Below are 25,559 nucleotides of genomic sequence, written 5' to 3'. Positions count from 1 at the left end.
CCACCTAATTTCGGTCTAGCCTGTTTTGCCAAAGCCGACAAGAAAAAGCCCGCTCCGGGGCTTGACCATGCCAATAGTCCCTATCACCAATCATAACATGAACACGATTCGATCTGTCTGCGTCTATTGCGGCTCGTCCCCGGGCCGAGATGAAACCTATATCAAGGCCGGACACCTGCTTGGCCGCTCGATCGCCAAGTCCGGCCTGCGTCTGATTTATGGCGGCGGCACTAAAGGTATCATGGGTGCCGTCGCTGAAGGGGCATTAAAGGCCGGCGGCAAGGTAACGGGCATAATTCCACGTTTTCTGATCAACCGGGAGGCGACCGAAACCGCGCTTGACCGGCTCGACGAGCTCGTCATCACCGACAACATGCACGAGCGCAAACACAGGATGTTCGAGAAATCCGACGCCTTTGTGGCGTTGCCCGGCGGCATCGGCACCGTCGAGGAGATCGTCGAGATCATGACTTGGGCGCAGCTCGGACATCATCGTAAGCCGATCGTCTTCGGCAACGTCGGAGGGTTCTGGGATCCGATGCTGGCGCTGCTCGACCACATGGCAACGGAAGGCTTCATCCACACCGCGCAGCGGGTCAAGCCGCTGGTGGTCGAGGACCCGGAAGCGATCGTAGCCGCCATCATGGTGGCGGGATCCTCCGTCGATGCACCGACGGAGGGCGTGCAGTCGGTGATTGATAAAATGTAGAGTGAGTAGGGAGTAGGGAGTAGGGAGTAGGGAGTAGGGATAGACACGCGCGCCGGTTCGGAAGGTGTTGTACTTTACTATTCACTATTCACTATTAACTCCTTCATTAACTCCTTCCCTACTGCCTTCCTTAAGTCCGCGATGACCGCCCGCTTGTCCTGACGTCGCCAGGCGAGATGGATCGAGACGGTGCGTTCGAACCACGGCAGATCGCGAAACACGATCTGAGGCGGCGCGGCACTCCGCAGGCTGGCCTGCACCGTCGCCAGCCCAAGCCCGGCGCTGACCAAGCCCAACGACGTCAACGGATCGGTCGTCTCATAGGCTATGTCGGGCAGGAAACCGGCCTTCGCACAGGCGGCGAGAAATTGGCTGCGGTTGGTGTCGTCAGGCTGGCGCACCACCGTGATCCAGGTGCGTCCGTCCAGTTGCTGCGGCAGTATCTCCGCGATTTCGGCCAATGGATCGCTTTCCGGCATCGCCAGAACCAGAGGCTCGCGCATGATGAGCAAGGCGGCGATGTCGGGATCGTCGGCAGAAGGAGGCGTGTAGACGAGGCCCAGATCGAGCGATCGTTCGCGCAGCGCTTCGATCTGCGCGGCGGAACGCTGGCCCTTCAGTTGAAGATGAAATTCGGGCCGGTCGCGGCGAAACTGGCGCAGCATCCGAGCGACAAGCCCGGCATGGACCGCACCTTCGACATAGCCGATGGCGAGACGGCCGACCGTACCGCTGGCGAGATTGCGGCCGAGCTCCTCCAGCCGTCTTGCATGGGCCAGCAGCGCACGCGCCTCGGTAAGAAAGGCGCGGCCTTCGGGATTGAGATGAACACGCTGCCTCGCCCTCTCGAATAATGTGATGCCCAGTTGCTGCTCCAACTGCATGATCTGGCGGCTGAGCGGCGACTGCGAGATGTGGAGCAATTCGGCGGCACGCCCGACATTGCCGGTTTCGGCCACCGTGATGAAATAGCGGAGCTGGCGCAGGTCGAACATTGTTGCTCCGATGCTCAAGTCCCGTGAGGTCTCAACTTTAGCCTAATCAGTCTTGGACTGTCTGGCCAGCCGAAGCGAATATTTTCGCCATTCCAACGGCCAACATCAGGAGATTCCGATGCAGTTCTTTGCCCTTCTTGTGCGCAACACCGAAAAGTTCACCGACGCCGATTTCGCGCCTCTGCTGCCCGGCGAGGCCGAGCAGCGCCGCACGCTCTATGCCGAAGGCGCCGTGCGTCAGGTGTGGAATCGAGGCGACATTCCCGGCAGCGGCATGATGTTCGAGGCCGGCAGCGATGCCGACGTGCGCAGCCATCTCGCAACCTTGCCGCTGGTCAAGGCCGGCATGATGGACATTGCCGCCGTCGTGCCGCTGCAGCCCTATCCAGGCTTCGGGCCGAAGCGCTGAGCGACCGTGAAAGAGGCGGCTGCCGGCATTAGGCCCGCCAGCCGCCTTTCTTCGTTACGCGGATCGAGCGGATGCGGCGACGGTCTTGCGCGCCGAAGAAAACATCGACCAGGAGTACATCGCCAGCGCCGCCCAGATCAGGCCGAAGGCGATGGCCTGAACGCTGCCGAAGGGTTCGCCGAAAATCAGCACCGCGATCAAAAAGACGATTGTCGGCGCGATATATTGCATGATGCCGATGGTGGAGAGGCGCAGCAGCCTGGCGCCGAACGCAAACAACAGCAGCGGCACGGCGGTGACCGGTCCGCAGCCGACCAGCAAGGCGGTGTCGTTCAAGGAGCTGGAGACGAAATGATCCTGTCCTGTGGCGATCAGGAAGACGATGTAGCCGAGCGCCGGCACCGACAGTAGCAGCACTTCGAGCAGGAAGCCCTGGCTTGGACCAATTGGCAGCGTCTTGCGGAAGAAGCCATAGGCGGCAAAGGAAAAGGCCAGCACCAGCGACACCCAGGGCAGCTTGCCAGCGTCGATGGTTAGCACCGCGACGGCGATTGCCGCGAGCACCACCGCCGCGATCTGCAGGCGGTCGAGCCGTTCGCCGAGCAGCAGCGCGCCGACAACGACGCTGACCAGCGGGTTGATGTAATAGCCAAGCGCGGTCTCGATCGTGCGGTCGACCGCGATCGCCCAGACATAGATGCCCCAGTTGACCGAGATCAGCGCCGCCGTCAGCAGCGCCATCGAAATGATGCGCGGCGAACGAACGGCCGCTTTGAAATCGGCAGTGCGGCCCGCCCAGACCAGGACGGCGGCCGCGATCGGCACCGACCAGACGATGCGGTGGGCGATGACTTCGGCCAGCGGCAGATGCGCGACAGCCTTCATGTAGAAGGGCAGCAGCCCCCAAAGCAGGTAGGCGCCGAGCGCCAGCAAGAAGCCGCGACGAGCTTTGGTATCGGCCTCGATTTGAAGTACTTGGGTAGCCATGGCCCAAGGCTATGCGCCAGCGGCCCCGGCAAGACCATCGCAAAGTTCTGATGGATCAATGGAGTCTCGCTGATGGTTCAAGAACCCGGAGTTTTCACCAGTTCATTGAAATGCGCGAAGCCCGCAGTCATTTGGTCTCGCCGGGCGCAGGCACCAATTCCATGAATTCCGCTCCAACGGTGTCGTGACGAAAGCCCGTCACGCATTCTGCCACCTCGATCGGAATATCGGCGATAAAGTCTATGGCGGCAGCACCTGCGTCCTCGCGATCCTGATCTGCGAAGCGCTCGCGGCGGATCTCCTCGAAACAGGATGGAAGGTTTCCTGTCGCTTCCAGGTTGCGCGCACCGTCTGCGCTGGTGTGTCGTATGCTCCAGACTTCGTGCCCGTCGCGCCACTGTTCGGCCCATTGCAGCATGACCGTATCGATATTGTGAACGACGACAATGTCCCTGCCCGTCGAAAGGTTAGCCAGGCGCTTCTCGTCCACCAGGTCCATGTTCACGTCGTTAAAAATGACGACAGACCAATTTTGACCAACCGTCACGCCATTGTAGTCAAAATCAAAAACCTCGTCCGATTGTCCGCTCTGAGCCAGACCGAAAGCCAGCGCTGCCTTCGCGAGTGGCAGACCATTGAATGCGACCCAGCTTATCGTGAAGCCCATTTCCTCACTCCGCCGCGATCAGCCCGGCCATGTCGCGGTTCTTCATCAGCTTGTAGACGATCGAATCCATCAGCGCCTGGAACGAAGCATCGATGATGTTTTCGGAGACGCCGACCGTCCACCAGCGCGCACCGGTGCCGTCATGCGATTCGATCAGCACGCGGGTAATCGCCTCGGTGCCACCATTGAGGATACGCACCTTGAAGTCGGCCAGCTCGAGATCGGCGATCTCGCTCTGGAATTTGCCGAGATCCTTGCGCAGCGCAATGTCGAGCGCGTTGACCGGGCCATGGCCTTCGGCGACCGACATCTTCTCCTCGCCCTCGACCAGCACTTTCACAATCGCCTCCGAGACCGTCTTCAGCTGGCCGTTGGCGTCGAAGCGGCGCTCGACCATGCAGCGGAATGAAGTGACGCGGAAGAATTCCGGCACGCCATGCAGCATCTTGCGCGCCAGAAGCTCGAAGCTGGCGTCGGCGCCTTCGTAAGCGTAGCCCTCCGCCTCACGCTCCTTGACCACGGCGATCAGCGCGTCGAGGCGATGGTCGTCCCGGGGCATGTCGATGCCGCGCCGTTTCAGCTCGGCCATGAAATTCGCCTTGCCGCCTTGGTCCGAAACCATGACGCGGCGGCGGTTGCCGACAGTCTCTGGCGGCACATGCTCGTAGGTCGCCGGCTCCTTGGCCAGCGCCGAGGCATGGATGCCGGCCTTGGTAGCGAATGCGGAGGCGCCGACATAGGGGGCCTGCGCTTCCGGCGCACGGTTCAGCAACTCGTCGAAGGCGCGGGACAAGCGCGATATACCGGTCAACGCCTCCGCTGAAATGCCTGTTGCAAAGCGGCCGGCAAAGGCAGGCTTCAACGACAATGTCGGCACGATCGAGATCAGATTGGCGTTGCCGCAGCGCTCGCCTATGCCATTCAGCGTGCCCTGGATATGGCGCACGCCGGCCTCCACGGCGGCAAGCGAATTCGCCACCGCCTGGCCGGTGTCGTCATGGGCGTGGATGCCGAGATGGTCGCCCGGTATGCCGGCCGCGATCACCTTTTCGACGATGGCGCGCACCTCGGAGGGCTGCGTGCCGCCATTGGTGTCGCATAGAACCACCCAGCGCGCGCCGGCATCGTAGGCCGTCCTGGCGCAGGCCAGCGCATAATCGGGGTTGGCCTTGAAGCCATCGAAGAAATGCTCGCAGTCGACCATCGCCTCCTTGCCGGCACTGAGCGCCGCCTCGACCGAGGCCTTGATCGCCTCGAGGTTCTCCTCATTGGTGCAGCCGAGCGCGACGCGGACATGGTAGTCCCAGCTCTTGGCGACGAAGCAGATGGCATCCGACTTCGACTGGACCAGCGCGGTGAGGCCGGGGTCGTTCGAGGCCGACACTCCTGCCCGCTTGGTCATGCCGAAGGCGACGAACTTGGCATCGGCCGTGCGACGCTCGGCGAAAAAGGCGGTGTCGGTTGGATTGGCGCCAGGGTAACCGCCCTCGACGTAGTCGATGCCGAACTCGTCGAGCAGCTTGGCGATGGCGATCTTGTCCTCGACGGAAAAGTCGATACCCGGCGTCTGCTGACCATCGCGCAGCGTCGTGTCGAACAGATAAAGGCGCTCGCGAGCCATCGTCATTTCCCGGCAAACACGTCCGTTGCGCGGATCAGCCTGTCGAGGATGCCCGGCTCCGAATAGGCGTGGCCGGCACCTTCGATCAGATGGAAATCCGCTTTCGGCCACGCCTTGTGCAGCGCCCAGGCATAGCGCGCCGGGCACGGCATGTCGTAGCGGCCGTGAACGATGCTACCCGGTATATCCTTAAGCTTCCATGCATCACGCAGCAGCTGTCCCTCTTCCAGCCAGCCGGCATGGACGAAATAGTGGTTCTCGATGCGGGCGAAGGCCAGGGCATAATCATCCTGGCCGAAGGGACCGCTGGTTTCCGGTTCCGGCAGCAAAGTGATCGTCTCGCCCTCCCACAGGCTCCAGGCGCGAGCGGCCTCGACCTGCGCCACAGGATCGCTACCGACCAGCCGTTTGCGGTAGGCGGCCATCATGTCGCCGCGCTCAGCCTCCGGAATGGGCGCCAAAAACCGCTCCCATTTGTCGGGGAACATCTCCGAGACGCCGAACTGGTAGTACCATTCGAGTTCGGCGCGGGTCAGCGTGTAGATGCCGCGCACGACCAGTTCGCTGACCCGCTCGGGGTGTGTCTCGGCATAGGCCAGCGCCAGCGTCGAACCCCACGAGCCGCCGAACACCAGCCATTTGTCGAAGCCGCACATGTCGCGCAGCCGCTCTATGTCGGCGACCAGATGCCAGGTGGTGTTGGCTTCGAGCGAGGCATTGGGCGTCGATTTTCCACAGCCACGCTGGTCGAACAGGATGACATCGTACAGCGTCGGATCGAACAGCCGCCGGTGCTTTGGCGAAATGGTGCCGCCCGGTCCGCCATGCAGGAATACCGCCGGCTTGGCACCGCGGGTGCCGGAGCGCTCCCAATAGACCTGATGGCCATCGCCAACGTCTAGCATGCCGGACTCGAAAGCCTCGATCTCGGGATAGAGGGTGCGGAATTCGCTGCTCATAGTTTCAGGCCCTGGTGCGGCCAGTTGGCCGTCTCGTGATCGGGATGCTGGAAGGAGATGATTGACTCCTGTCGCGCGTAGAAATCCGGATCGTCGTGGATTGGCGCGTCGAAGATCGTCTCCACCCAAGGCAGCCTGGCGGCGTAGTTGACCTGGATCTGCGGCGCCAGATCGGAACGGTCGTCGAAGGCGCCGATGGCGATCTCGAGCGCGCCGGGCTGGCGGTAGGTCAGCGGCGTGCCGCAGCGGGCGCAGAAGCCGCGATCGATGTTGACCGACGACTGAAAGTAACTCGGCTCCTCGCGCAGCCATTCGACGCCGTCGCTCGGCACTGTCACAAGCGCGCCGAAAAACGAGCCGAACTGTTTCTGGCACATGCGGCAATGACAGATCGAGGGGCGGCCGAGCGCGCCGTGGATGCGGAAGCGCACGGCGCCGCACTGGCAGCCGCCGGTACGAACGGTTTCGGTCATGATCTTTCCTCCGGCGGCCATTGTTCGGTGTCATGGTCGGGATGTTGGTAGGAGACGAGGTCGGCGAGATAGGAGGCAGACGAGACGTCGGCCATCGTTTCCTCACCGGGCAATTCGTGGACATGATCCACATAGGGGAGCTTGGCTTCGACACCCCATTGGATCGTCGGCGCGATCTCCTCGGGGTGGTCGAATGCGGCGATGGCGAGCGCCACGCCGTCGGTCGCTTCGAAGGTCAGCGGCGTGCCGCATTCGGCGCAGAAACCGCGCAACGCCGCATTGGACGAGCGGAAGCGTTTGGGCTCGCTGCGCGTCCAGTCGAGTCCTGCGCCGCGCACCGAGACCAGCGGCAGGTAAAAATTGCCGCTCGCCTTCTGGCACATGCGGCAATGGCAGACGGAGGCATCGCCGAGCGCGCCTTCGACGCGGAAGCGCACTGCGCCGCACTGGCAGCCGCCCGTATACACCGGTCTGTTGTCAAGGCTCATCGCATTTTACTCCGGAGCATGGCAGACCGCCTCGACATTGTTGCCGTCGGGATCGAAGACGAAGGCGCCATAATAGTTCGGATGATAGTGCGGGCGCAGGCCCGGCCCGCCATTGTCCTTGCCGCCGGCGGCGATTGCCGCCGCGTGAAAGGCATCGACCTCGGCACGGCTGCGCGCCGTGAAAGCGACGTGTTGATGATCCTTCGGCTTGTCCTTGCCGACATGCAGCCAAAACACTGGCCGGTCGCGGCCGTAGCCGCCGACCTTGGCGCCGCCGGTATATTCCTGCGGCACCATGTAGAGCAGCGAGGCACCAAGCGGCGCCATCGCCCTGTCGTAAAAAGCTTTCGACACGTCGAAATCCAAAACGGTGATGCCGAGATGATCGATCATCTTTTTACCTCCCAGGTGGTGATGCGTTCGCCGGTGACAGGGTCCTTGCCGTCCTTCAACTGGATGCCTTGCGCCAGCAACTCGTCGCGGATGCGGTCGGCCTCGGCCCAGTTCTTGGCGGCGATCAGCGCGAGGCGTTTGGCGATCGCTTTGGCAATGGCGTCTTCATCCACCTTGGCTGTTGCGACGTCGAAGCCGAGGAACAGCAGCGATGCCTTCAGCAAAGTGGCAGCATCGTTGTCTTCGGCGGCTGCGTTGCTGCTACCAGCGTCGAAATCAACAGCATCGCCAGCCAACTGGGTCAGCAACTGGAATGCGGGATAGGTGGCGAGGTCATCCGACAGCACTTCGATCACATCCGCCGGCACCGATTTTGCCGTTGGCGGCGCCAGATCGGCCGCTCGCTTCCATTTGCGCAGCGTATTCTCCGCCTCTTCCAGCTTGCGTACGGAAAAGTCGATCGGCTCGCGATAATGCGTCATCAGCATCGCCAGCCTGAGCACCTCGCCCGGCCATTTGCGGCCGCCAAAAGTCTCCGTCTCCAGCAGTTCGGTGATCGAATAGAAATTGCCCAGGCTCTTGGACATCTTCTGGCCCTCGACCTGCAGGAAACCGTTGTGCATCCACACCTTGGCCATCGTTTCGGTGCCGTGGGCGCAACGTGACTGGGCGATCTCGTTCTCGTGGTGTGGAAAGATCAGGTCGAGACCACCGCCATGGATGTCGAACACCTCGCCGAGATAGGCGGCCGACATCGCCGAGCACTCGATGTGCCAGCCCGGCCGACCCCTGCCCCACGGACTCTCCCAGCCCGGTTCCTCGGGCGAAGACAATTTCCACAGCACGAAATCCTGCGGGTTCTTCTTGTGCGCATCGACGGCGACGCGGGCGCCTGCCTGCTGCTCGTCGAGATTGCGCTTCGACAACTGTCCGTAGTCCGGCATGGAAGCGGTGTCGAACAGGACTTCTCCAGCTGCGACATAGGCATGGCCGCGTTCGATCAAGCGTTGAATCAAGAGGATCATGTCGACCTTGCCGTCGGGCCTAGGCTCGACGAACTCGGTGGCGCGCGGCTCGACCGTCGGTTCCAGGCAACCGAGCGCCGCCACGTCCTTGTGGAACTGATCGGCGGTCTTTTCGGTGACCCGCCTGATCGCTTCGTTCAGCGACAGCTTGCCCAAGGCAATCTCGCCGCCGAAATCGCGCAGCGCGCGAGCGTTGATCTTGTCGTCGACGTCGGTGATGTTGCGGACGTAAGTGACATGCGCTTGCCCGTAGAGATGGCGCAGCAAACGGAACAGCACGTCGAAGACGATCACCGGCCGCGCATTGCCGATATGGGCGAAGTCGTAGACCGTCGGGCCGCAGACATACATGCGCACGTTGCGCGGATCGATCGGGAAGAAATCCTCCTTGCTCCGCGTTAGCGTGTTGTAGAGGCGCAGGCTCTTCGATGCTTCAGACATACGTGCGTTCCGGTGCGTTACTTTGTTTGAGCATGATCTTTTGGGATCGTGCTCTGGATGGAGTCGGTCACGCCGAGGCGCAAAATCGAGCTCCAGCCTGCTGGCCGGGGCGTTTGTCCAATCTGGGAGGAGATGAGGCGAAAACGTCCAGGACCAGCGCGAGGCTAGTCGATAATGCAAATGCCACAAATGGCGAAAGACGTTTTCATGGCCGGCTTTATCGCCTTGCCTGGTGTTGCCGTCAAGTCGCTACCTTCGCCAAAAATATCGTTGGCTCACAGGAAATGAGCCACTGAAACATTTTATTAAACAGATCGGCACTGTCATGAAACATTCGCCGGCTAGATCAGCAAGCGTCACGATTTGGTCGGATTCGGCCAGCAAACGCAGACACGAAGACGTTACCAGGGAAGAGAATAATGCCTAAGCAAGAATCCACCCGCGCCAAGCAACCGGCGCTCGCCAGCCATTACCGGGCGATCGGCCCGGCAGCAATCGTCGCAGCTCTTCTGCACACCGCGAAGAAGAAGAAGCCGGCACAGAAGATCGTGTCGCCACGCGCTGCCTGAGAATGCCGTCGGGTGAAGATTGAGGCGCTCACGGTGTCCTGGAAATAGTAGCTTTCGCTAAAATAATGTCATTTGACTGTCGTTCGCGCCGGACTTCTGGCGCTTGACCTTCTCGGGCTCAGGCTCGACGACGCCCTTCTCCTGAATCTCCGGCCCGGTATTGGCGACCTTGTTGACGAGGTCGGAAACCGGGATCGCTTCGAAGAAATCGGGCCGGGTGGGTCTCAGCAGATCGGCCACATCACGCGGCTCGAGCGTGCGGCAATCCAGCCAGCGCGCGAAATCCTCGGGATGGATCACCACCGGCATGCGGTCGTGGATATGGGCAGTATCGGCATTGGCGTGGGCGGTCAGAATGGCGCCGGTCTCCATTTCCGAGCCACCCGGCTCGGCATACGTCTCAATCAGCCCGGCGAAGGCGACAAGCCCTCCATGCTTTGGCCGCATCCAATAGGGCTGCCCTCTTCTGCCAGCGGTTTGGTGCCATTCGTAGAATCCCGAAGCCGGTACCAGGGCGCGGCGATGGCGCATGGCAGCGCGAAACGACGGCTTTTCCGAAGCCCCCTCAGAACGCGCGTTGAACAGCAGCGGGAAGTTACGCGTATCCTTGACCCAGGCCGGGATCAGGCCCCAGCGCACCAGCATCGAGCGGCGGTCGGGCAGGTTCGAGCCCGGCGCCTGCGGCAATCCGGCGAGCGCCATCAGCACCGGCTGCGTCGGCGCGATATTGTAGCGGGGCGGAAACTCCTCCAACTCCGCCAGACCGAGAAGGGCGGCGGTCTGGTCCGGAGTGGCGGTCAAGGCAAAGCGTCCGCAGATGAATTCAGCTCTCGAATGGGTGACATGTGAAAGTGACCATGGAACCTGCCTTTCGCAACCGCTAAAGCTGTTCGCCGACGGCCGGTCCACAACGGGCTATGCCAATCGAGCGATCGGGAACCCATGGAAGCACGTAAGATCATTCCGGCAGTCTCGGTCTGCGTCGTGCGCGAGAACACGGTGCTGCTGGTCAAGCGGGCCAGACCGCCCTCGCAGGGCCTTTATGCCTTTCCCGGTGGCAAGGTCGAAGCCGGCGAGACGCTGGAACAGGCAGCAAGGCGCGAATTGCTGGAAGAGACCGGATTGCAGGCGCGCAACTACCGGCCGCTGCGGGAAATCCACATCGACGGCAGCGGCGACGGGCATCCGGTCGACTACCGGCTGACGGTGTTTGGGGCCAACTATGCCGGCGGCGAGGCGGTGGCCAGTGACGACGCCGAAACCGCCGCCTTCTATACACTGGCCGAAATGACAGCGATGCAGCTTGCCGATGCAGTGTTTGATATCGCCGACGACCTGCTGGCCACCAGCAAGGGCGGCGCGAACTGAGCTTGAGAATCGCCTTGCAGGCAACAAATTATTTCAGCACAAGGGCTCATGAACCGCACATCACCGTTTCTCGCCGCCTGCCTCGCCGTTAGTGTGGTTGTCGGCTTGCGTCCTGCCATTGCCGCCGAGGCGCCGTTCGAGCCCGGGCTGTTGCGGCTGGCGGAAGTGCTCGGCTCGTTGCATTTCCTGCGCAATCTATGCGGCGAGAAGGGCGACCGGTGGCGGGCCGAGATGGAAAAACTGATCGCATCAGAAAATCCGAACCCTGAGCGGCGCGCCCGCTTCATCGCCAGCTTCAACCGCGGCTACCGATCCTTCGGCGGCAGTTATACGCAATGCACCGCCTCGGCGACGGAAGCCATCAGCCGCTACATGAAGGAAGGCGAGACACTGTCTCGCGACATCGCCTCGCGCTACGGGAACTGACGGCGGCAGCTGCCGTTCCGGCAAAGCGGAATCAAGCGTCGGCGCTGTTGGCGGCGGACGCGTTCGACACTTCTCCGCTTGCCTCGGGTGAGGTCTTGGTGCAAACCTGATGTTGCACTTTTGCAACTATGTTAACGAAACGTTAGCGCGCAGATGTGAAATTAACTCAAACTGAAGGTTTCCGTCCCCTTGGCCGGCCTAATCGGCTAAGTTTGAAACGGATCGGACGCAGGTTTGCTTAATGCGACGGGTTTTGTAGAAAACGACCAAAAAAATGTCGCATTTACAAGTACTTACTTCGCCTGCGTGTAAAAGGGACAACTCAAGCTTGATCCCTATCCAACGGATCACCGCTTGAAAGGGTGGACATCGCAATGGAACATGGCGTCAACGACATCGACGCGCTGGTCAGGGAAGAAAAGCGCCTGACCGCCGTGGAAAGCCACAGCGAAGCCTGGGCGGAAGGATTGTCGGCGGGGATCGAGCCGGAAATCATCGCCGAGGCAGCCCTCGAAACGGCATTCGGCGAGATGCTGCGAACCAATGGCGAGACCTCGGCGCTTGCCCTGCTCGATCGCATGCGCGAAAAGGTGGTTGCCGGGGCCTTCGAGCCCGAAAGGCTGCGGCACTGACCCCGGTTCTTTGACGACGGCGCGTCGCCGGACATCATGTCCGGGCACATCATGTCCGGGCACATGAGTGGGCCTGGAACCAGGGAGTAGCAGGCGGTGAATTTTTCGATATCAGGCAAGCCGCGCGGCCTGGTCCTCAGCATTTGGCTTATCGCCTCCTGCGCCACGATTCCCCTTGCACTGTTTCTTGCGAGCAGTCCCGCTCACGCCCTCAGCGAGATCAAGCGCGAAGACCTGCCTTCGCCGGTCACGCCGCCGCCCGACGGCGACATGTCGCCGCCCGGAAGTACCGTGCCGATGCCCGGCCCGCTCGGCACGACGCCACCTGCAGCCAGCCAGCCGACTCCGTCCGACGAGCCAAGGCAAACCGAACCGAAAGGGCCAGCGGACGACGGCGGCATGGCCAATCCGCATGTCGATCCGGACGCGCCTGTGCCCGAAGTCGTTTACGACCTTGCCAAGTTGCCGGAACCGGTCAGGCGCATGCACGATCTGATCGTCGAGGCGTGCAAAAGCGGCGACATCGAAAGACTGCGGCCGCTGATCGGCACGGGCGACATGATGACCCAATTGTCGCTGGGCGACATGGAGGGCGACCCGATCGCCTTCCTGAAAGGGCTTTCAGGCGACACGGAAGGCCAGGAAATCCTCGCCATCCTGGAAGAGGTGCTCAATGCCGGCTATGTCCATGTCGATGCAGGCACGCCGCAGGATCTCTACGTCTGGCCGTATTTTTTCGCCCTGCCGTTGGACAAGCTCGATGCCAGGCAGCGGGTCGAGTTATTCAAGATCGTCACTGCCAGCGACTATGACAACATGAAGCAGTTCGGCGCCTACATTTTCTACCGCGTCGGCATCACGCCGACCGGGCAATGGACGTTCTTCGTCGCTGGGGATTGAGTGGTCAGGCCTGGCCCTTATTGAGGCAGGGAGCTTAGCCCGCCAACGCCTCGGAAAACTCCACCGCCCTGCCTTGGCCTGGCGTGGCAATCTCGCCTTCCCACATCACGCGCCGGCCCCGAACGATAGTGCCGACCGGCCAGCCGGTCACCTGCCTGCCGTCATAAGGCGTCCAACCGGCCTTGGAGCCTTGCTGGGCGTTGGCGATGATCTCGCGGCGCTTCAGGTCGACGATGGTCAGATCGGCATCGTAGCCGGCGGCAATACGGCCTTTCCTGGCGATGCCGAAAATGCGCTGTGGGCCATGGCTGGTCAGGTCGACAAAGCGCTGCAACGTCAGCCGGCCGGCGTTGACATGATCCAGCATGATCGGCACCAAAGTCTGCACGCCGGTCATGCCTGACGGCGACGCCGGATAAGGTTTTGCCTTCTCGGCCAGCGTGTGCGGCGCATGGTCGGAGCCGAGGACATCGACAACGCCTTGCGCAATGCCCTGCCAGACCCCCTCGCGATGGCGCGCGGCGCGCACCGGCGGGTTCATCTGGATCAGCGTGCCTAACTGCGCATAGTCATCTGCGCTCAGCGTCAGATGATGCGGCGTCGCCTCGCAAGTCGCGACATCCTTGTGCTGTTCGAGGAAGCCTATCTCTTCGGCGGTCGAGATGTGCAGCACATGGATCCGGGCACGGACCTGGCGCGCGATGCGCACCAGGCGCTCGGTGCAGCGCAATGCGGCGATCTCGTCGCGCCACACCGGATGTGAGGACGGATCGCCCTCGATGCGCTCGCCGAGCCGCTCGCGCAGCCGGAACTCGTCCTCGGAGTGAAAGGCGGCGCGGCGGCGTGTGTTCCTCAGGATCGCGGCAACGCCTTCGTCGTCCTCGACCAGCAGGTCGCCGGTGGACGAGCCCATGAACACTTTTATGCCGGCCGCACCCGGCAGCCGCTCGAGATCGCCGGCGTCTTTTGCATTGTCGCGGGTCCCGCCGACCCAGAAGGCAAAGTCGCAATGCATGCGGCCGGTGGCACGCCGCACCTTGTCGGCAAGGGTCGTCTCGCTGGTAGTCAGCGGATTGGTGTTCGGCATCTCGAAGACGGCGGTGACGCCGCCAAGCACCGCTGCCCGCGAGCCCGTCTCCAAATCTTCCTTGTGCTCCAGTCCCGGCTCGCGGAAATGCACCTGGCTATCGACGACGCCCGGCAGGATATGCAGTCCGCGGCAGTCGATTGTCTCGCCGGCCGACGCCTGGCGGAGATCGCCGATGGCAGCGACGCGCCCACCATTGATGCCGACGTCGCGAAAACCCTCGCCGTCGTGGTTGACCACGGTGCCACCTGTCAGGATGAGATCGTAGATGGGGGCCATGCGGATCAGGTCTCTTGCGGGGGAAGTGCCAGCGGCTTACGTAATGGCCGACAGTTTTGCAAGATCAGGCTCGTTTTCCCACCATGCCCTTTGCCTCGCTCAGAGATCGCGCACTCGTTTCCGTGTCCGGGCCGGATGCCGCGCACTTTTTGCAGAACATCCTGACTACCGACCTCGACGTGCTCGGGAGCAGCGAAGCAAAGCCCGGCGCCCTGCTGACGCCGCAAGGCAAGATCCTTTTCGACTTCCTGATCTCGCGCGCCGGCGAAAATGCTTTCCGCCTCGAATGCCGTGCCGAGACCGCCGACGATTTCATGCGCCGGCTGACGCTCTACAAGTTGCGCGCCAAAGTCCAAATTTCCAAGCTTGATCAGCCTGTTGTGACCGTCCTATGGGAAAGCGCTTCAACTGCCTCGCAATTTGAATCAGCACCGTTTGCCGATGGGCGGTTCGTCGATGCTATCGTCAAACGCTTCTATGATGGCACCGCAGAAGGAGGCGACCTTGCCGCATGGCAAGCCTTTCGCATCGCCCATGGCATTGCCGAAAGCGGCACCGACTATCAGCTCGGCGATGCGTTTCCGCATGACGTGCTGCTCGACGAGATCGGCGGCGTCGGCTTCAAGAAGGGCTGCTATGTCGGCCAGGAGGTTGTCTCGCGCATGCAGCATCGCGGCACTGCCAGACGCCGGGTGTTGATCGTCTCGGCCGAACGCTCCCTGCCCGCCTCGGGCGCAGAGTTGACCGTGGAGGGGCGGCCGGTCGGCACGCTTGGCTCGACCGCCGGCACGACAGGCCTCGCCATTGCCCGCATCGACCGGGTCAAGGCAGCGTTCGACGCCGGCCTGCCGATCCTGGCTGACGATGTCGCCGTGTCGCTCACCATCCCGCCCTGGGCGAAATTCAGCTTTCCGCAGGAAGCCGTCGGCGCGGAGGAGGCCTGATGGCGGCCGATCGCGCCGGGGCGCCGCCGCGCGCCTGGCAGCGCATGCTGTCCGGGCGACGGCTCGATCTCCTCGACCCCTCGCCGCTCGACATCGAGATCTCGGATATCGCTCACGGCCTTGCCCGCGTCGCGCGCTGGAACGGCCAGACCAGAGGCGAGCACGCCTTTTCGGTCGCCCAGCATTCGCTGCTCGTCGAAACGCTTGTCGGCGAGCTGATGCCGGATGCCGACGCCGATGCGCGGTTGGCGGCGCTGCTGCACGACGCGCCGGAATATGTCATCGGCGACATGATCTCGCCGTTCAAGTCCGTGATGGGCGGCAGCTACAGGGACTGCGAGATCAGGCTGCAGCGCGCCATCCATCTGCGCTTTTCGCTGCCAGCGGAACTCGACGCGGGACTGCGCAAGGAGATCAAGCGAGCGGATCAGATCGCCGCTTATTTCGAAGCGACGCTGCTTGCGGGTTTTTCAACGGCAGAGGCGACGGAGTTCTTCGGCCGGCCGCGCGGCTTCAATGCCGAGCGCTTCGATGTCACGCCGCGCTCGGTGACCTGGGCGCAGAATGCCTTTCTCAAACGGTTTGCGGCGATCGAGAAGTCGCGACGCCAGACTGCCGTTCCAGCCGGCTGAAAACGGTAAATTAACCGGCAAGGACAAGAGTGCCGTGGTTAACCACGGTCCATAGGCGCGCTACATGCCCGTTGCCGGTATCAAGGCAGGTTCGTCCGTCCGCCGACGACGGGTCAAAGGCGTTGGTCTGCCGCAACGGATTGAAGACGAGCTGCGCGAACAGAACGAGCGTTTTTCGGCAGCGGTCGAGAACATGTCGCATGGCCTGTGCATGTTCGATGCCGATGAACGGATGATCATCTGCAATAGGAACTACATCAGTATCTTTCGCCTCGACGCCGAAGTGGTACGGCCCGGCATCCGGTTTTTCGACATCCTCCAGCACAGCGTGGACATCGGCATCGCCTCGCAAAGCGCTGAGCAACTCTATGCCATTCGCAAGCCCTATATCGACCAGGCAAAACCTTCCACCTATGAGGAAACGCTTGCAGACGGGCGTATCGTCAACATTTCGCACCGGCCGCTGGCGTCGGGCGGTTGGGTATCGATCTACGAGGATATCACCGAGCAACGGCGCGCCGAGCAGGAGTTGAAGGAGCAGCACCGCCGTTTCGACGCGGCACTTGCCAACATGTCGCAAGGACTTTTGATGTACGACGCGGACGGCAAGCTGATCGTGCGCAACGAACGTTTTCTGGAACTTTACCATGTCAGGCCGGCCGACCTCCCGCTTGGCATGAGCCACCGTGATGCCTTTAAGCGGCTGCTGGAACTGGGCATTTACACAAAGCTCGACCCCGACAGCGAAATTTCGCAAATCGAAGCCTGCCTGCGGGCGGGCAAAACACACGTAACGCATCGCCATCTTGCCGATGGCAGAACGCTGCTGGTTGCACGCCGGCCGATGAGCGGCGGCGGCTGGGTCGCGACATTCGACGACGTGACCGAGCGCAGGCGCGTGGAAGAGCGCATGACCCACCTTGCGCATCACGACACACTGACCAACCTGCCCAATCGCTCGATGCTTCGCGAACGGCTCGACCAAGCCCTTAGCGAGACGAAAGACGGATCGCTGGCGATATTCTCGCTCGACCTCGATCACTTCAAGGCGGTCAACGATACTTGGGGCCACCCTTCCGGCGACTGGCTGCTGAAATGCGTGGCCGAACGGCTGCAACGGTGCCTGCGCAATGAAACGGACGTTGTCGCTCGCTTCGGCGGCGACGAATTCGTCATAATCCAGTTCAATCTCAAAAGCCCGGGCGATGCGGAAAAACTGGCCAAACGCATCGTCGAGATCATCGGAAAGCCGTTTCGCGACAAGCGACACGACATGCGCGTCGGCATCAGTGTTGGCATCGCGCTGTTTCCGAATGACGGCAAGGACACCGACACTTTGCTGAAAAACGCCGATATGGCGCTCTATCGGGCAAAGAGCGAAGGGCGCAACCTCTACCGTTTCTTCGAACCAGCCATGGATGCGATGGTGCGCGCGCGCCGGGCGCTCGAAATCGATCTCAGGGCGGCGCTGTCACGCCGGGAATTCGAGCTGGATTTCCAGCCGATCATGAACATCGCCTCCGGCGAAATCGTCGGTGCCGAAGCCTTGATGCGCTGGCGTTCGCCAGTGCGCGGCCTGGTGCGTCCGGACGACTTCATTCCGGCCGCCGAGGAGACCGGGCTGATCGTGCCGCTTGGAGAATGGGCGCTGCGGAAAGCCTGCACGACCGCGGCAGGCTGGGCGCCTTTGCGCATCGCAGTCAATGTCTCCGCCGTGCAGATCAAAAGCGGCACCTTTGCCCGCAGCGTCATCTCGGCGCTGGCGTTCTCGGGCGTGCCGGCCAACCGGCTTGAACTGGAAATCACCGAAACGGTGCTGATGGACGAGAGCGATCTGGTGCTCAAGACACTGAGGCAGCTGCGCGATCTGGGTGTCCGCATAGCGCTGGACGATTTCGGCACCGGCTATTCCTCGCTCGGCTACCTCAGGCGCTTTCCCGTCGACAAGATCAAGATCGATCGCTCTTTCACCCGTGACATCGACAGTCGCGATACCGCGGCGATCGTGCGCACCATCATCGGGCTTGGCGCACAGCTGGGCATCACCGTCACCGCCGAGGGTGTCGAGACCGAAGCGCAGCTTGAATTCCTGCAAAAGGAGGGCTGCGTCGAGGCCCAGGGCTATTTGATCGGCGTGCCATCGAAAGCGTCGGACATCAACCGGCTGCTGAAGTCGAACGCGACGATCAGGCAATCCGGCTAAGTGCGACAGCCGGGCGAGCCAGTCATCGGCTCAGCCTGGACATCTGCCATCAATACAATGTCTGGATATACCTCGTCGAAGCGCGCGCAGGTCAGAGATGTCCGCTCAACGCCTCCACCATATCCTTGTTCGTCGCCACGGGAACGATCTCGAATTCGACCAGATCCGCCCATTCGATGACCCACCGCTGCAGGAGTGTGACGTCATCGGCCTCCACCAGCAGGAAGCAGCGGCTCATATCCGCTGCGATCCAGCTGTGGTGCACGAGCAGCGCGTCCGGCTTCAGGCGGCCCTGGTCGCGGAAACGGCGGTAGATCTCCTTACGGTCGCAGCCGCGAAAATCCTCGGTTACGAAGAACAGCATCTTTTTCCCCTCAATTCGGATGTCATCGGCCCGGCCGGTCCAATCGCTCCAGGAACCACTGCGTCAGCCGCACCCAGACCTCGTCTTTTTCGCCGGAGTCTTCCCAGCCGTGGTCGAGGTTGGGGTTATCGTTGACCTCGATGACGAAGACGCCGTCCCTGGTCTCCTTGAGGTCGACTCCGTAGAGGCCGTCGCCGATGCAGCGCGCCGCGCTCACCGCCGTCTCGACGACATGGGCCGGCGCTTCCTTCAGGGTGAAGGTCTTGATGCCGCCCTGGTCGGGCTTGCCGTTGGCCTTATGATTGACGATCTGCCAATGCTTCTTGGCCATCAGATAATGGACGGCAAACAAGGGTTGGCCGCCGAGGACACCGACGCGCCAATCATATTCCGTCGGAATGAATTTTTGCGCGATCAGGAGGTCGGAATCCTCCAGCCATTCGGTTGCGAGCGTCTTTAACTCTTCGAAGGTGCCGCATTTCTTGACGCCGCGCGAAAACGAGGAGTCCGGGATCTTCAGCACCAGGGGGAAGCCCAGCGTCTGCGCCGCAACTTCCAGATCCGAGATGCCGGCTATCATCACCGTCGGCGGCACCGGTACCTTGTTGTAGGTCATCAGCTCGTTGAGATAGACCTTGTTGGTGCAGCGGATCATCGACAGCGGATCGTCGATGACCGGCATGCCTTCCTGCTGGGCGCGGCGGGCAAAGCGGTAGGTGTGGTTGGAGATCGAGGTGGTCTCGCGGATGAACAGCGCGTCGTAGTTGGCGAGCTTGGCCAGATCCCGCTTGGTGATCGGCTCGATTTCGACGCCCATCTTTTCAGCGATCTTGGCCCAGTGGCGCAGCGACGAAATCTCCGACGGCGGCAGTTCCTCATGCGGATCGACCAGCGTGGCGAAAGTGTAGCGCGCCGGCGTGCGGCCCTTGGTGTCACGCCACTCGCGGTTGGTGTAGGTCTCCAGGCACTGGAGAAAGTGCGTTTCCTCGTCCTCGGTCATCCTGGCCAGGGGATGGAAGCCAATCTTGCGGATCGAGGCCCATTCGGCGCTGTCCCTGATGTGGACCTCAAGCGCCGGGGCACGGAACCAGTCGAACAGCAGTTTGGCGAAGCGGTCCCAGATCCTGGACGGTCCGATGCCGAAGAAGATGCAGACCTTCTGCGGGAAAGCGCCGCCCAGGTCCTTGCGGCACTTGTTGAGTGCGAGTTCGAGTTCCGGCAACGCGTGCTCATAGAGCTTGCGCTCCGACAGGTCGATCATCGTTTCGACCGTCGGGATGACCTTATGGCCGCGCGAACCGGCGAGCAGCGAGGCGTAATAGCCGCGGCTCTGGTAGCCGTAATTGTTCGACAGGTTGATGACCTTCGGCCGCTGCCCGCGAAACAGTGCCGGATGGGCAAGGTAGTCGCGATTGGTGATGATCTTGTGCGGCGTCGCCACTTGGTCGAGATCGTTCTGCCGGCCGGTAAGGATGACCCAGGTCATTGGCTGTCGCGCTTTCCGAGAGTGATGGCGGCGCGCAATCCGTCGCGGCCGAATTGCGCCATGTTCATGAAGATGCCGTAAGGCACGGGAATGTTGGCAGCATCGAGGATCGTCTCCTGCCGCTCGTCCTCGACCCAAGGGTCGTGGATCAGGATGTGATCGCCGTCGTCACCGATGGCCAATACCCAGTGCGGAACCTTTTTGCCGAACATCAGGAAGCCGCTGATCAGGACCAGTACCAGTTTTCCCTCTGCGATCGCGGTGCGAATGTCGTCAAGCCCGAATGAACGGTAATTCACCGGGATGCCGTAAAGTTCCGCGCGGCGGCGAAAGTCGACCTGCGCCAGCTCCATCACCCGGCGCTTGTCTTCGCTGCGCACCGATTGCAGGAAAAGCGCGCCATAGAAGGACACATAGATCTCAGCAGCAAGCCCGCTCTCATAGCCGGCGACGGCCAGCCCGAACGGCTCGCAGCCGCCGGGGCCGGACATCATGAAAACGGTCGTCGCCTCACGCCACAGCCGGATTTCCATCACCGGGTCCGGCACGAAGCCGGGGCCGAAGTAAGCCATCGCCATCATCAGGCAGCATGGTCCGCAAGTGAATTCGCAAGTCTGCTGATAAAACGGCACTTCGGTGGCGACCGGAATGTCGCCACGCAAGGTCTTTTCATAGCGCAGCGCCGTGGCGCCATCCTCGTAATAGTCCGGTTCGCGGCCGATCTTGCGGTAGCCGCTCCGCTCGTAGATCTGGATCGCGCGCGGGTTGTCCTCGCGGACTTCCAAACGAAGCATCATGCGGCCGTGCTCGAAAGCAGCGGTCTCGGCCTCTTCCAGCAGAAGGCGGCCAACGCCACGGCCGCCGAAAAATGGACCGACGGCGATCGAATAGAGCCGCGCGACGCCGCTGCCCTTGCGAAACAGCACGACTGCATAGCCGGCGACGCGGCCATCGCTTTCGCCAACCAGCAGTTCGGCGGTGTCGCGTTCGATCAGTTGGCGAAAGGAACGGCGAGAAATGCGGTCGCTCGAGAAAACAGCTTTTTCGATGGCGGCGAGGTCATCGACGTCGGACGCGCGGGCCTTGCGAATCTCGGCAGGCATGCGGGCTCAGAAAACCTCGATTGGGTTGTGGAAACGACCCTAGTCTAAACATCGGTCACACCAGCCGAAGTGCCAGCATTAAGCAAGCGCTATCGCACCTCGATTAGGGCCGAATTGTGACAGTTTTGACAGCAGGCAGGTCGCGCAAAGGCTTTGAGCGACCTCCGTGTTTCGGCATCGGCGCGGCTCCGGAAAAATGAGATCCTGCTCAGCTTTGCAAGGCCGCCAGAAGCTGGCCATAGGCGCTCTTGGCCACCGCGGCCAGCCGCTCGCGCGGCAGCGAGCCGACGACGGCGCAGCCATAACCCTTGTCCAGCCAGTAGACAGCCGCAGGACCATCTTCTTCCGACCCATAGGTGCCCTTGGCCTTGGCAGCCGATTCGGCGGTGACGAAGAGCGAAATGCGCGCGCCCTTGTCGTCCTCGTAAAGCAGCATCGCGGCCTTGCCCTGGCCGGCAGGCAGCAGCCGGCCACCGACCAGTTGGAATCCCTGCGCTGCCAGATCCGGCGCGACGAGCTTCAAACCCACCTGGTTCGACAACCAGCTCTGCAAATGATCCTTGTCGCTTGCCGGCACTTCCACCGCATGCCGCTTTTCGGCGGCATAGATGACGTGGGCGGCGATCGCTTCTTCGGCAAGCTGGTCCTCGGCCGTATTTTCCAGGCCGAGGCCGCCGATGCCGGCAAGATAGCCGCCAGCACCGCCAATCACCAGCATGGCGGCAGCGGCGACCGCAAGCCACCAACGCGAGCGCGACGGCGCCGCTCTGACCACCGACGCCTCGCCAAGCACCACCTTGTTCAGCCGCACCGGTACGGGTTCGTCCAGCACGCCGTTAAAGGCTGCGCGCAATGCTGCCCGGTCGGCGGCGTAGCGTGCACTCTTGGCCTTCATCTCGGCATTGGCCTCGAGCCATGCCTCATAGGCCGTCCGCTCGTCGCCCGGCAACTCGCCATCGAGAGCCATGTGGATGTCGCGTTCGGAGAAATCGCGCCGGCTCATTTCTCGACGATCCTTATCGAGCGGCGGCGCGCGGTATCATCCAGCAGCGCGCGCAGTTCCTCACGCCCGCGCGCGATGCGGGACATCAAGGTGCCGGCGGGAACCCCAAGGATGTTGGCGGCTTCGGCATAGGAAAACCCTTCGATGGCGACCATCACAAGTGCCGCGCGCCGGTCAGGGCTGATCGCCTGCAGCGCGTCGACGATCTCGCGCGAGGCGATGCTCTCGACCTGCTCGGCGGGTGCTGCCTGCGCCTCGCTTGCCTCGAGCGGCAGCATCGCCGCCTCGCCGCGCCGGTTCACCTTGCGCATCTGGTCGATGAACAAATGATGCATGATCGTAAACAGCCACCTCCTGGGGCTTTCTCCTGTCTGCCAATTGTCGAGCCGCACAAGCGCCCGCTCGAGACAATCCTGGACGAGATCGTCGGCGGAATCGCGGTCGCGCAACAGCGAGCGTGCATAGCGGCGCAAACGCGGTATTTCACCAAGGATTGCTGCCTTCTTTTCGTCCATGACCGCTGGTTCTGGAGCCCCTGTCCGTGGTGATTGAACGCGCCTTTGCGGCGCGGCGCAAGCGGCCAGCGCGAAGCGGTCCGCCGCCCCGGTCACCCAAGCAACTGAATAACGCTGCCGATGCCAGCTTTATTCCCGGCCAAATTGAAATCGTCAGCTATTGCTCGTCTCGAGCTTTTCTTTCGCCGCCCTTGTCAGCAGCCGCTGATAAAACAAGCCGATGCCGATGAGCACCGCGCCGAGGCCGATGAAGGACAGCGCCCGCAACACGCCTTCCAGCTCCGACATATCGAAGACGAAGACCTTGAGCACGGCGACCGCGATCAGCGCCGCAGACGCTATGCGCAGCACCTGCGACTTCAGCCAGACACCGGCGGTGAGCAGCACCACGCCGATGGCCAACCAGAGCGCCGAATAGGTATAGGTCTCGAGCTGACCGAGGCCGCTCCACAGGCCGATGAACTCGCCCTTGAACAGCCTCCTGACCGACAGCGTGGCATAGACGAAGGCGAGCACCGCCGCCACAACCGCAAGCATGGCCGCATACCATTTCGGCCGCTTGTCGCGGGTATAGAGCGCCAGTGCGCCTGTCGCGACTGCCGGCAACAGATAGGCCAGGAACAGAAGGTTGAACACCGGAATGCCGCCGGTCGATTCATCCGTCAGCAGCGGGTTCAGCACCACAAAATGCCGGATGACGATGAAGGCGACCGAGAGCACCCCGGCAGCCATCGAGCCGTAACGCAGCACAGAGCTTGGCGAGCGCATGTCGATGGCGACCAGGATTGCACCGGCGCCGATGGCAATCAGCGTATAAATCGCCTGTTCGGCAAGTGTCATCGAGCCGCTGTCGATGACGCCACCATGCATGGCATGACGCACCAGCATGGCAACGGCGAGCAGAGCAAACAGCGCGGCGCCGGCCTCCATGGCGAGGCGCGGCCGGCCATTGGTTGTGCGGGCGAGTTGCCAGGCGGCAAAGCCGAAGGCGAGCGCCGGCACGCCATATCCGAGCAGCAGCCAGTTGAACACGGGTGTTTTCGACAGGAACTCGGCACCGACGATGGTCGGGTCGAAGGCGGCACGGCCGAGCACTGCGATCACCGCACCGACCGAAATCCAGCCAAGCACCGGATAGCTACGCCAGCGCGTCGCCAGTGCCGGCACAACGGCGGCTGCTCCGAGCAGGACGGTTGTCCAGCCGGAGCCAAAGGCCATGTGCAGCATCAGCAGGCCGGCGATCGCCGCGCCGGCGAGCGCGAAGGAGACGGCAGCGCCGCCGGTCAGCGGCGGCGCTTCGCCGCGCGCTATCCATTCGCCGCCGGCGACGAAGATCCCGACCAAAACGGCCGCTGCGGCCGCATAAGCAAGGTCACGGTCGAGATTGCCGAAGGTGAACCAGAGCGCCAGCAGGATGACCAGTGGCGCGACAGCGCTCCAGGCCGCCCATGTGGCGGCGCGCAGCCAGCCAGGAGCCGCAAAACGGCGCGCTGCCCAAAAGCCGGCGCCGATGAAGACCAGGCCCAGCGCGATGCCGATCCTGAGCATCAAGGCATCAGACCCCACAACCGGCACGCCATCGACACCGAGAGCGCCGCCCGAAAAATCGGCGGCGACCGTGGTCGGCGGAATGATGCCGAGATAGACCAGCACCGTCGCCAGCCCGGCGGCGTGCAGCAGTGCAAGCGCTCGCGGCCGGTAGAGCGCTATCGCCACCAGGGCTACGATAAGGGCTGCTCCCTGCAAGGCATCGCCGGCGGCGGCAAAGACCGGATCGACGAACAGGGCCAGCGCTGAAAGAGCGACGAAGAACCCCGGCGCGATCGACGGCCAGTCGAAGCCGGTGTCGGCGACCGCTTCGCTGCGACGGCCAAGCCAAACGAAGGCGAGCACGGCCAGTGTCACCACGTCGATAAAGAGGATGACGGAAAGGTTCGTCCCCGGCGCTTCGGTCATGTAGAAGATGGTCCAGATGCCCGTGGCGACGAAGGCTGCGGCCATCAAGAGCCTCCAGTCGCGGATGCGGGCAATGACGCCGGTGGCGGCGAGCACGATCGCCAGATAGCCAAACAGCGCCCACGGATTGGGCGCCTGCGAGGCGACGAGTAGCGGCGTCACCATGGCGCCGAGCAGGCCGACGCCGGCCAGCGCCTGACCGTGGACCAGGCTTGCCGCGATCGTCGCCACGCCGATGGCGCCGAGCAGCGTGAAAGCGAGCGCCGGGCCGATGAAACCGTAAATGCTGTACGCGGCGTAGACCGTGCCGAACAGGATGAAGGCGCCGGCCGCTGTCAGGATCGCCGGGATATAGGCACCGGCGGCACCTTGCACCGGCACCCTGAAGCCGGTGCGCCGGATGAACTCGCCGCCGCCGACCAGCGCCAGCCCAAGTGCCGCCGCCATGAAAAGCCGCACGCCTGGCCCGAAAATGCCGGCCTCGATCGTGTAGCGGATCAGGAACAGGCCGCCCAGCGCCAGCGCGATGCCGCCGACCCAGACCGCCCAGCGGGTACCGAGCGCCGTTTCGACGTCGGATTGGCGGGCGGCTTTCGCCGCTGCCGCCGGTTGCGCCGGCTCCGGTGCGGACGGCGCCGCGGTATCGGCTTCTGCCTCTGCAGCTGATGCGACCGCTGCGGTCTCGGCCCCTGGCGATGCGGCCATGTCGGCTGCCGCCGCCGGCGGGATTGCGCTATCCGCCGGTTTGCTGTCGTTTGCAGCCGGTTCCTTGGCTTGCGGCGGCAGGACAGGCGCGCCCGAAAGCACGAGGCTGCGCAACGCGCCAAGCTCGCGCTCGATCAGGCCGATACGGCGCTGCTGGCGTGAAATGATGACGAACAGCGCGATGATGGCGACGAGGCCAATCAGGCTTTCAAACATGGCG

General features: G+C 62.6%; 27 protein-coding genes. 10 read left to right on the top strand and 17 right to left on the bottom strand.

Features of this window, described 5'->3' with window-relative positions:
• Nucleotides 1–97 precede the first annotated feature (97 nt).
• Nucleotides 98–709: an LOG family protein gene (locus tag NKH89_RS28485; RefSeq protein WP_023719853.1), complete on the top strand. Its 612-nt coding sequence runs from the start codon at nt 98–100 to the stop codon at nt 707–709.
• Nucleotides 710–786: 77 nt separating this feature from the next.
• Here the strand turns inward: NKH89_RS28485 and NKH89_RS28480 are convergent, their stop codons facing one another.
• Nucleotides 787–1,704: a LysR family transcriptional regulator gene (locus tag NKH89_RS28480; RefSeq protein ID WP_352481839.1), complete on the bottom strand. Its 918-nt coding sequence runs from the start codon at nt 1,702–1,704 to the stop codon at nt 787–789.
• Nucleotides 1,705–1,822: 118 nt separating this feature from the next.
• Here NKH89_RS28480 and NKH89_RS28475 point away from each other — a divergent pair, with 118 nt between their 5' ends.
• On the top strand, nt 1,823–2,113 hold the full coding sequence (locus tag NKH89_RS28475) for a muconolactone Delta-isomerase family protein (RefSeq protein ID WP_023719855.1): 291 nt from the start codon (nt 1,823–1,825) through the stop codon (nt 2,111–2,113).
• Between the two features lie 54 nt (nt 2,114–2,167).
• On the opposite strand, the gene rarD is transcribed toward NKH89_RS28475, so the two are convergent.
• The 8 genes from rarD to cysS all read right to left on the bottom strand — a co-directional run bounded on the left by rarD (nt 2,168) and on the right by cysS (nt 9,167).
• Nucleotides 2,168–3,100, bottom strand: coding sequence for an EamA family transporter RarD (gene rarD / locus NKH89_RS28470; RefSeq protein ID WP_352481840.1), 933 nt, complete (start codon nt 3,098–3,100; stop codon nt 2,168–2,170).
• Between the two features lie 127 nt (nt 3,101–3,227).
• Nucleotides 3,228–3,767 carry a hypothetical protein gene (locus tag NKH89_RS28465; protein ID WP_051409686.1) on the bottom strand — a complete coding sequence of 180 codons (540 nt, stop codon included), beginning with the start codon at nt 3,765–3,767 and terminating at the stop codon, nt 3,228–3,230.
• A 4-nt stretch (nt 3,768–3,771) separates the two neighbouring features.
• A complete protein-coding gene (gene cimA, locus NKH89_RS28460; protein ID WP_198030508.1) occupies nt 3,772–5,394 on the bottom strand; it encodes a citramalate synthase in 1,623 nt (540 codons plus the stop codon).
• Entirely contained in the window at nt 5,391–6,347 is a 957-nt protein-coding gene (gene pip / locus NKH89_RS28455) for a prolyl aminopeptidase (protein WP_023719859.1), read from the bottom strand. Before pip ends, cimA begins: the two co-directional genes overlap by 4 nt.
• The gene (locus NKH89_RS28450; protein ID WP_023719860.1) at nt 6,344–6,820 is read right to left on the bottom strand and encodes a GFA family protein; all 477 of its coding nucleotides are present in this window, start codon (nt 6,818–6,820) and stop codon (nt 6,344–6,346) included. Before NKH89_RS28450 ends, pip begins: the two co-directional genes overlap by 4 nt.
• Nucleotides 6,817–7,308, bottom strand: coding sequence for a GFA family protein (locus tag NKH89_RS28445; protein ID WP_352494860.1), 492 nt, complete (start codon nt 7,306–7,308; stop codon nt 6,817–6,819). Before NKH89_RS28445 ends, NKH89_RS28450 begins: the two co-directional genes overlap by 4 nt.
• Before the next feature lie 6 nt (nt 7,309–7,314).
• Nucleotides 7,315–7,701, bottom strand: a complete 387-nt coding sequence (locus NKH89_RS28440; RefSeq protein WP_352856242.1) for a VOC family protein — start codon at nt 7,699–7,701, stop codon at nt 7,315–7,317.
• Nucleotides 7,698–9,167, bottom strand: coding sequence for a cysteine--tRNA ligase (gene cysS / locus NKH89_RS28435; RefSeq protein ID WP_352494858.1), 1,470 nt, complete (start codon nt 9,165–9,167; stop codon nt 7,698–7,700). The genes NKH89_RS28440 and cysS overlap by 4 nt, the downstream gene beginning before the upstream one ends.
• Nucleotides 9,168–9,586: 419 nt before the next feature.
• On the opposite strand from cysS, the gene NKH89_RS28430 reads away from it, so the two are divergent.
• Nucleotides 9,587–9,736 carry a hypothetical protein gene (locus NKH89_RS28430; RefSeq protein WP_352494857.1) on the top strand — a complete coding sequence of 50 codons (150 nt, stop codon included), beginning with the start codon at nt 9,587–9,589 and terminating at the stop codon, nt 9,734–9,736.
• Between the two features lie 57 nt (nt 9,737–9,793).
• Here the strand turns inward: NKH89_RS28430 and NKH89_RS28425 are convergent, their stop codons facing one another.
• Nucleotides 9,794–10,555, bottom strand: coding sequence for an SOS response-associated peptidase (locus NKH89_RS28425; RefSeq protein ID WP_352494856.1), 762 nt, complete (start codon nt 10,553–10,555; stop codon nt 9,794–9,796).
• A 123-nt stretch (nt 10,556–10,678) separates the two neighbouring features.
• Between NKH89_RS28425 and NKH89_RS28420 the strand changes: the two genes are divergently transcribed.
• The 4 genes from NKH89_RS28420 (at nt 10,679) to NKH89_RS28405 (ending at nt 13,062) form a co-directional block, all read left to right on the top strand.
• Nucleotides 10,679–11,104 carry an NUDIX hydrolase gene (locus NKH89_RS28420; RefSeq protein WP_352481843.1) on the top strand — a complete coding sequence of 142 codons (426 nt, stop codon included), beginning with the start codon at nt 10,679–10,681 and terminating at the stop codon, nt 11,102–11,104.
• Between the two features lie 48 nt (nt 11,105–11,152).
• Nucleotides 11,153–11,530, top strand: coding sequence for a TIGR02301 family protein (locus tag NKH89_RS28415; RefSeq protein WP_023719865.1), 378 nt, complete (start codon nt 11,153–11,155; stop codon nt 11,528–11,530).
• Nucleotides 11,531–11,904: 374 nt separating this feature from the next.
• On the top strand, nt 11,905–12,162 hold the full coding sequence (locus tag NKH89_RS28410; protein WP_023719866.1) for a hypothetical protein: 258 nt from the start codon (nt 11,905–11,907) through the stop codon (nt 12,160–12,162).
• Nucleotides 12,163–12,258: 96 nt separating this feature from the next.
• Nucleotides 12,259–13,062 carry a hypothetical protein gene (locus NKH89_RS28405; protein ID WP_023719867.1) on the top strand — a complete coding sequence of 268 codons (804 nt, stop codon included), beginning with the start codon at nt 12,259–12,261 and terminating at the stop codon, nt 13,060–13,062.
• A gap of 34 nt (nt 13,063–13,096) precedes the next feature.
• On the opposite strand, the gene NKH89_RS28400 is transcribed toward NKH89_RS28405, so the two are convergent.
• Nucleotides 13,097–14,428 carry a dihydroorotase gene (locus NKH89_RS28400; RefSeq protein ID WP_352910754.1) on the bottom strand — a complete coding sequence of 444 codons (1,332 nt, stop codon included), beginning with the start codon at nt 14,426–14,428 and terminating at the stop codon, nt 13,097–13,099.
• A gap of 83 nt (nt 14,429–14,511) precedes the next feature.
• Between NKH89_RS28400 and ygfZ the strand changes: the two genes are divergently transcribed.
• From ygfZ to NKH89_RS28385, 3 genes are all read left to right on the top strand, one after another.
• Entirely contained in the window at nt 14,512–15,372 is an 861-nt protein-coding gene (gene ygfZ / locus NKH89_RS28395; protein ID WP_023719869.1) for a CAF17-like 4Fe-4S cluster assembly/insertion protein YgfZ, read from the top strand.
• Entirely contained in the window at nt 15,372–16,004 is a 633-nt protein-coding gene (locus NKH89_RS28390) for a YfbR-like 5'-deoxynucleotidase (protein WP_023719870.1), read from the top strand. The genes ygfZ and NKH89_RS28390 overlap by 1 nt, the downstream gene beginning before the upstream one ends.
• Before the next feature lie 64 nt (nt 16,005–16,068).
• Nucleotides 16,069–18,207: a putative bifunctional diguanylate cyclase/phosphodiesterase gene (locus NKH89_RS28385; protein ID WP_352481847.1), complete on the top strand. Its 2,139-nt coding sequence runs from the start codon at nt 16,069–16,071 to the stop codon at nt 18,205–18,207.
• 91 nt (nt 18,208–18,298) lie between these two features.
• Here NKH89_RS28385 and NKH89_RS28380 read toward each other — a convergent pair whose 3' ends face one another.
• From NKH89_RS28380 to NKH89_RS28355, 6 genes are all read right to left on the bottom strand, one after another.
• Nucleotides 18,299–18,571 carry a DUF3303 domain-containing protein gene (locus tag NKH89_RS28380; protein WP_023719871.1) on the bottom strand — a complete coding sequence of 91 codons (273 nt, stop codon included), beginning with the start codon at nt 18,569–18,571 and terminating at the stop codon, nt 18,299–18,301.
• Nucleotides 18,572–18,593: 22 nt separating this feature from the next.
• Nucleotides 18,594–20,057 (bottom strand): RimK family ATP-grasp domain-containing protein, encoded by a 1,464-nt coding sequence (locus NKH89_RS28375; RefSeq protein ID WP_023719872.1) that lies wholly within the window; start codon nt 20,055–20,057, stop codon nt 18,594–18,596.
• On the bottom strand, nt 20,054–21,160 hold the full coding sequence (locus NKH89_RS28370) for a peptidase C39 family protein (RefSeq protein ID WP_023719873.1): 1,107 nt from the start codon (nt 21,158–21,160) through the stop codon (nt 20,054–20,056). The genes NKH89_RS28375 and NKH89_RS28370 overlap by 4 nt, the downstream gene beginning before the upstream one ends.
• 208 nt (nt 21,161–21,368) lie before the next feature.
• Nucleotides 21,369–22,163, bottom strand: a complete 795-nt coding sequence (locus NKH89_RS28365; protein WP_352481851.1) for an anti-sigma factor family protein — start codon at nt 22,161–22,163, stop codon at nt 21,369–21,371.
• Nucleotides 22,160–22,678 carry a sigma-70 family RNA polymerase sigma factor gene (locus tag NKH89_RS28360; protein ID WP_023719875.1) on the bottom strand — a complete coding sequence of 173 codons (519 nt, stop codon included), beginning with the start codon at nt 22,676–22,678 and terminating at the stop codon, nt 22,160–22,162. The genes NKH89_RS28365 and NKH89_RS28360 overlap by 4 nt, the downstream gene beginning before the upstream one ends.
• Nucleotides 22,679–22,831: 153 nt before the next feature.
• On the bottom strand, nt 22,832–25,555 hold the full coding sequence (locus tag NKH89_RS28355; RefSeq protein WP_352910751.1) for a DUF2339 domain-containing protein: 2,724 nt from the start codon (nt 25,553–25,555) through the stop codon (nt 22,832–22,834).
• Nucleotides 25,556–25,559 lie beyond the last annotated feature (4 nt).

It is taken from the genome of Mesorhizobium sp. M0923, assembly GCF_040319365.1.
Classification (GTDB): Bacteria; Pseudomonadota; Alphaproteobacteria; order Rhizobiales; family Rhizobiaceae; genus Mesorhizobium.
This window is presented reverse-complemented; position numbering and strand designations above follow the sequence as displayed.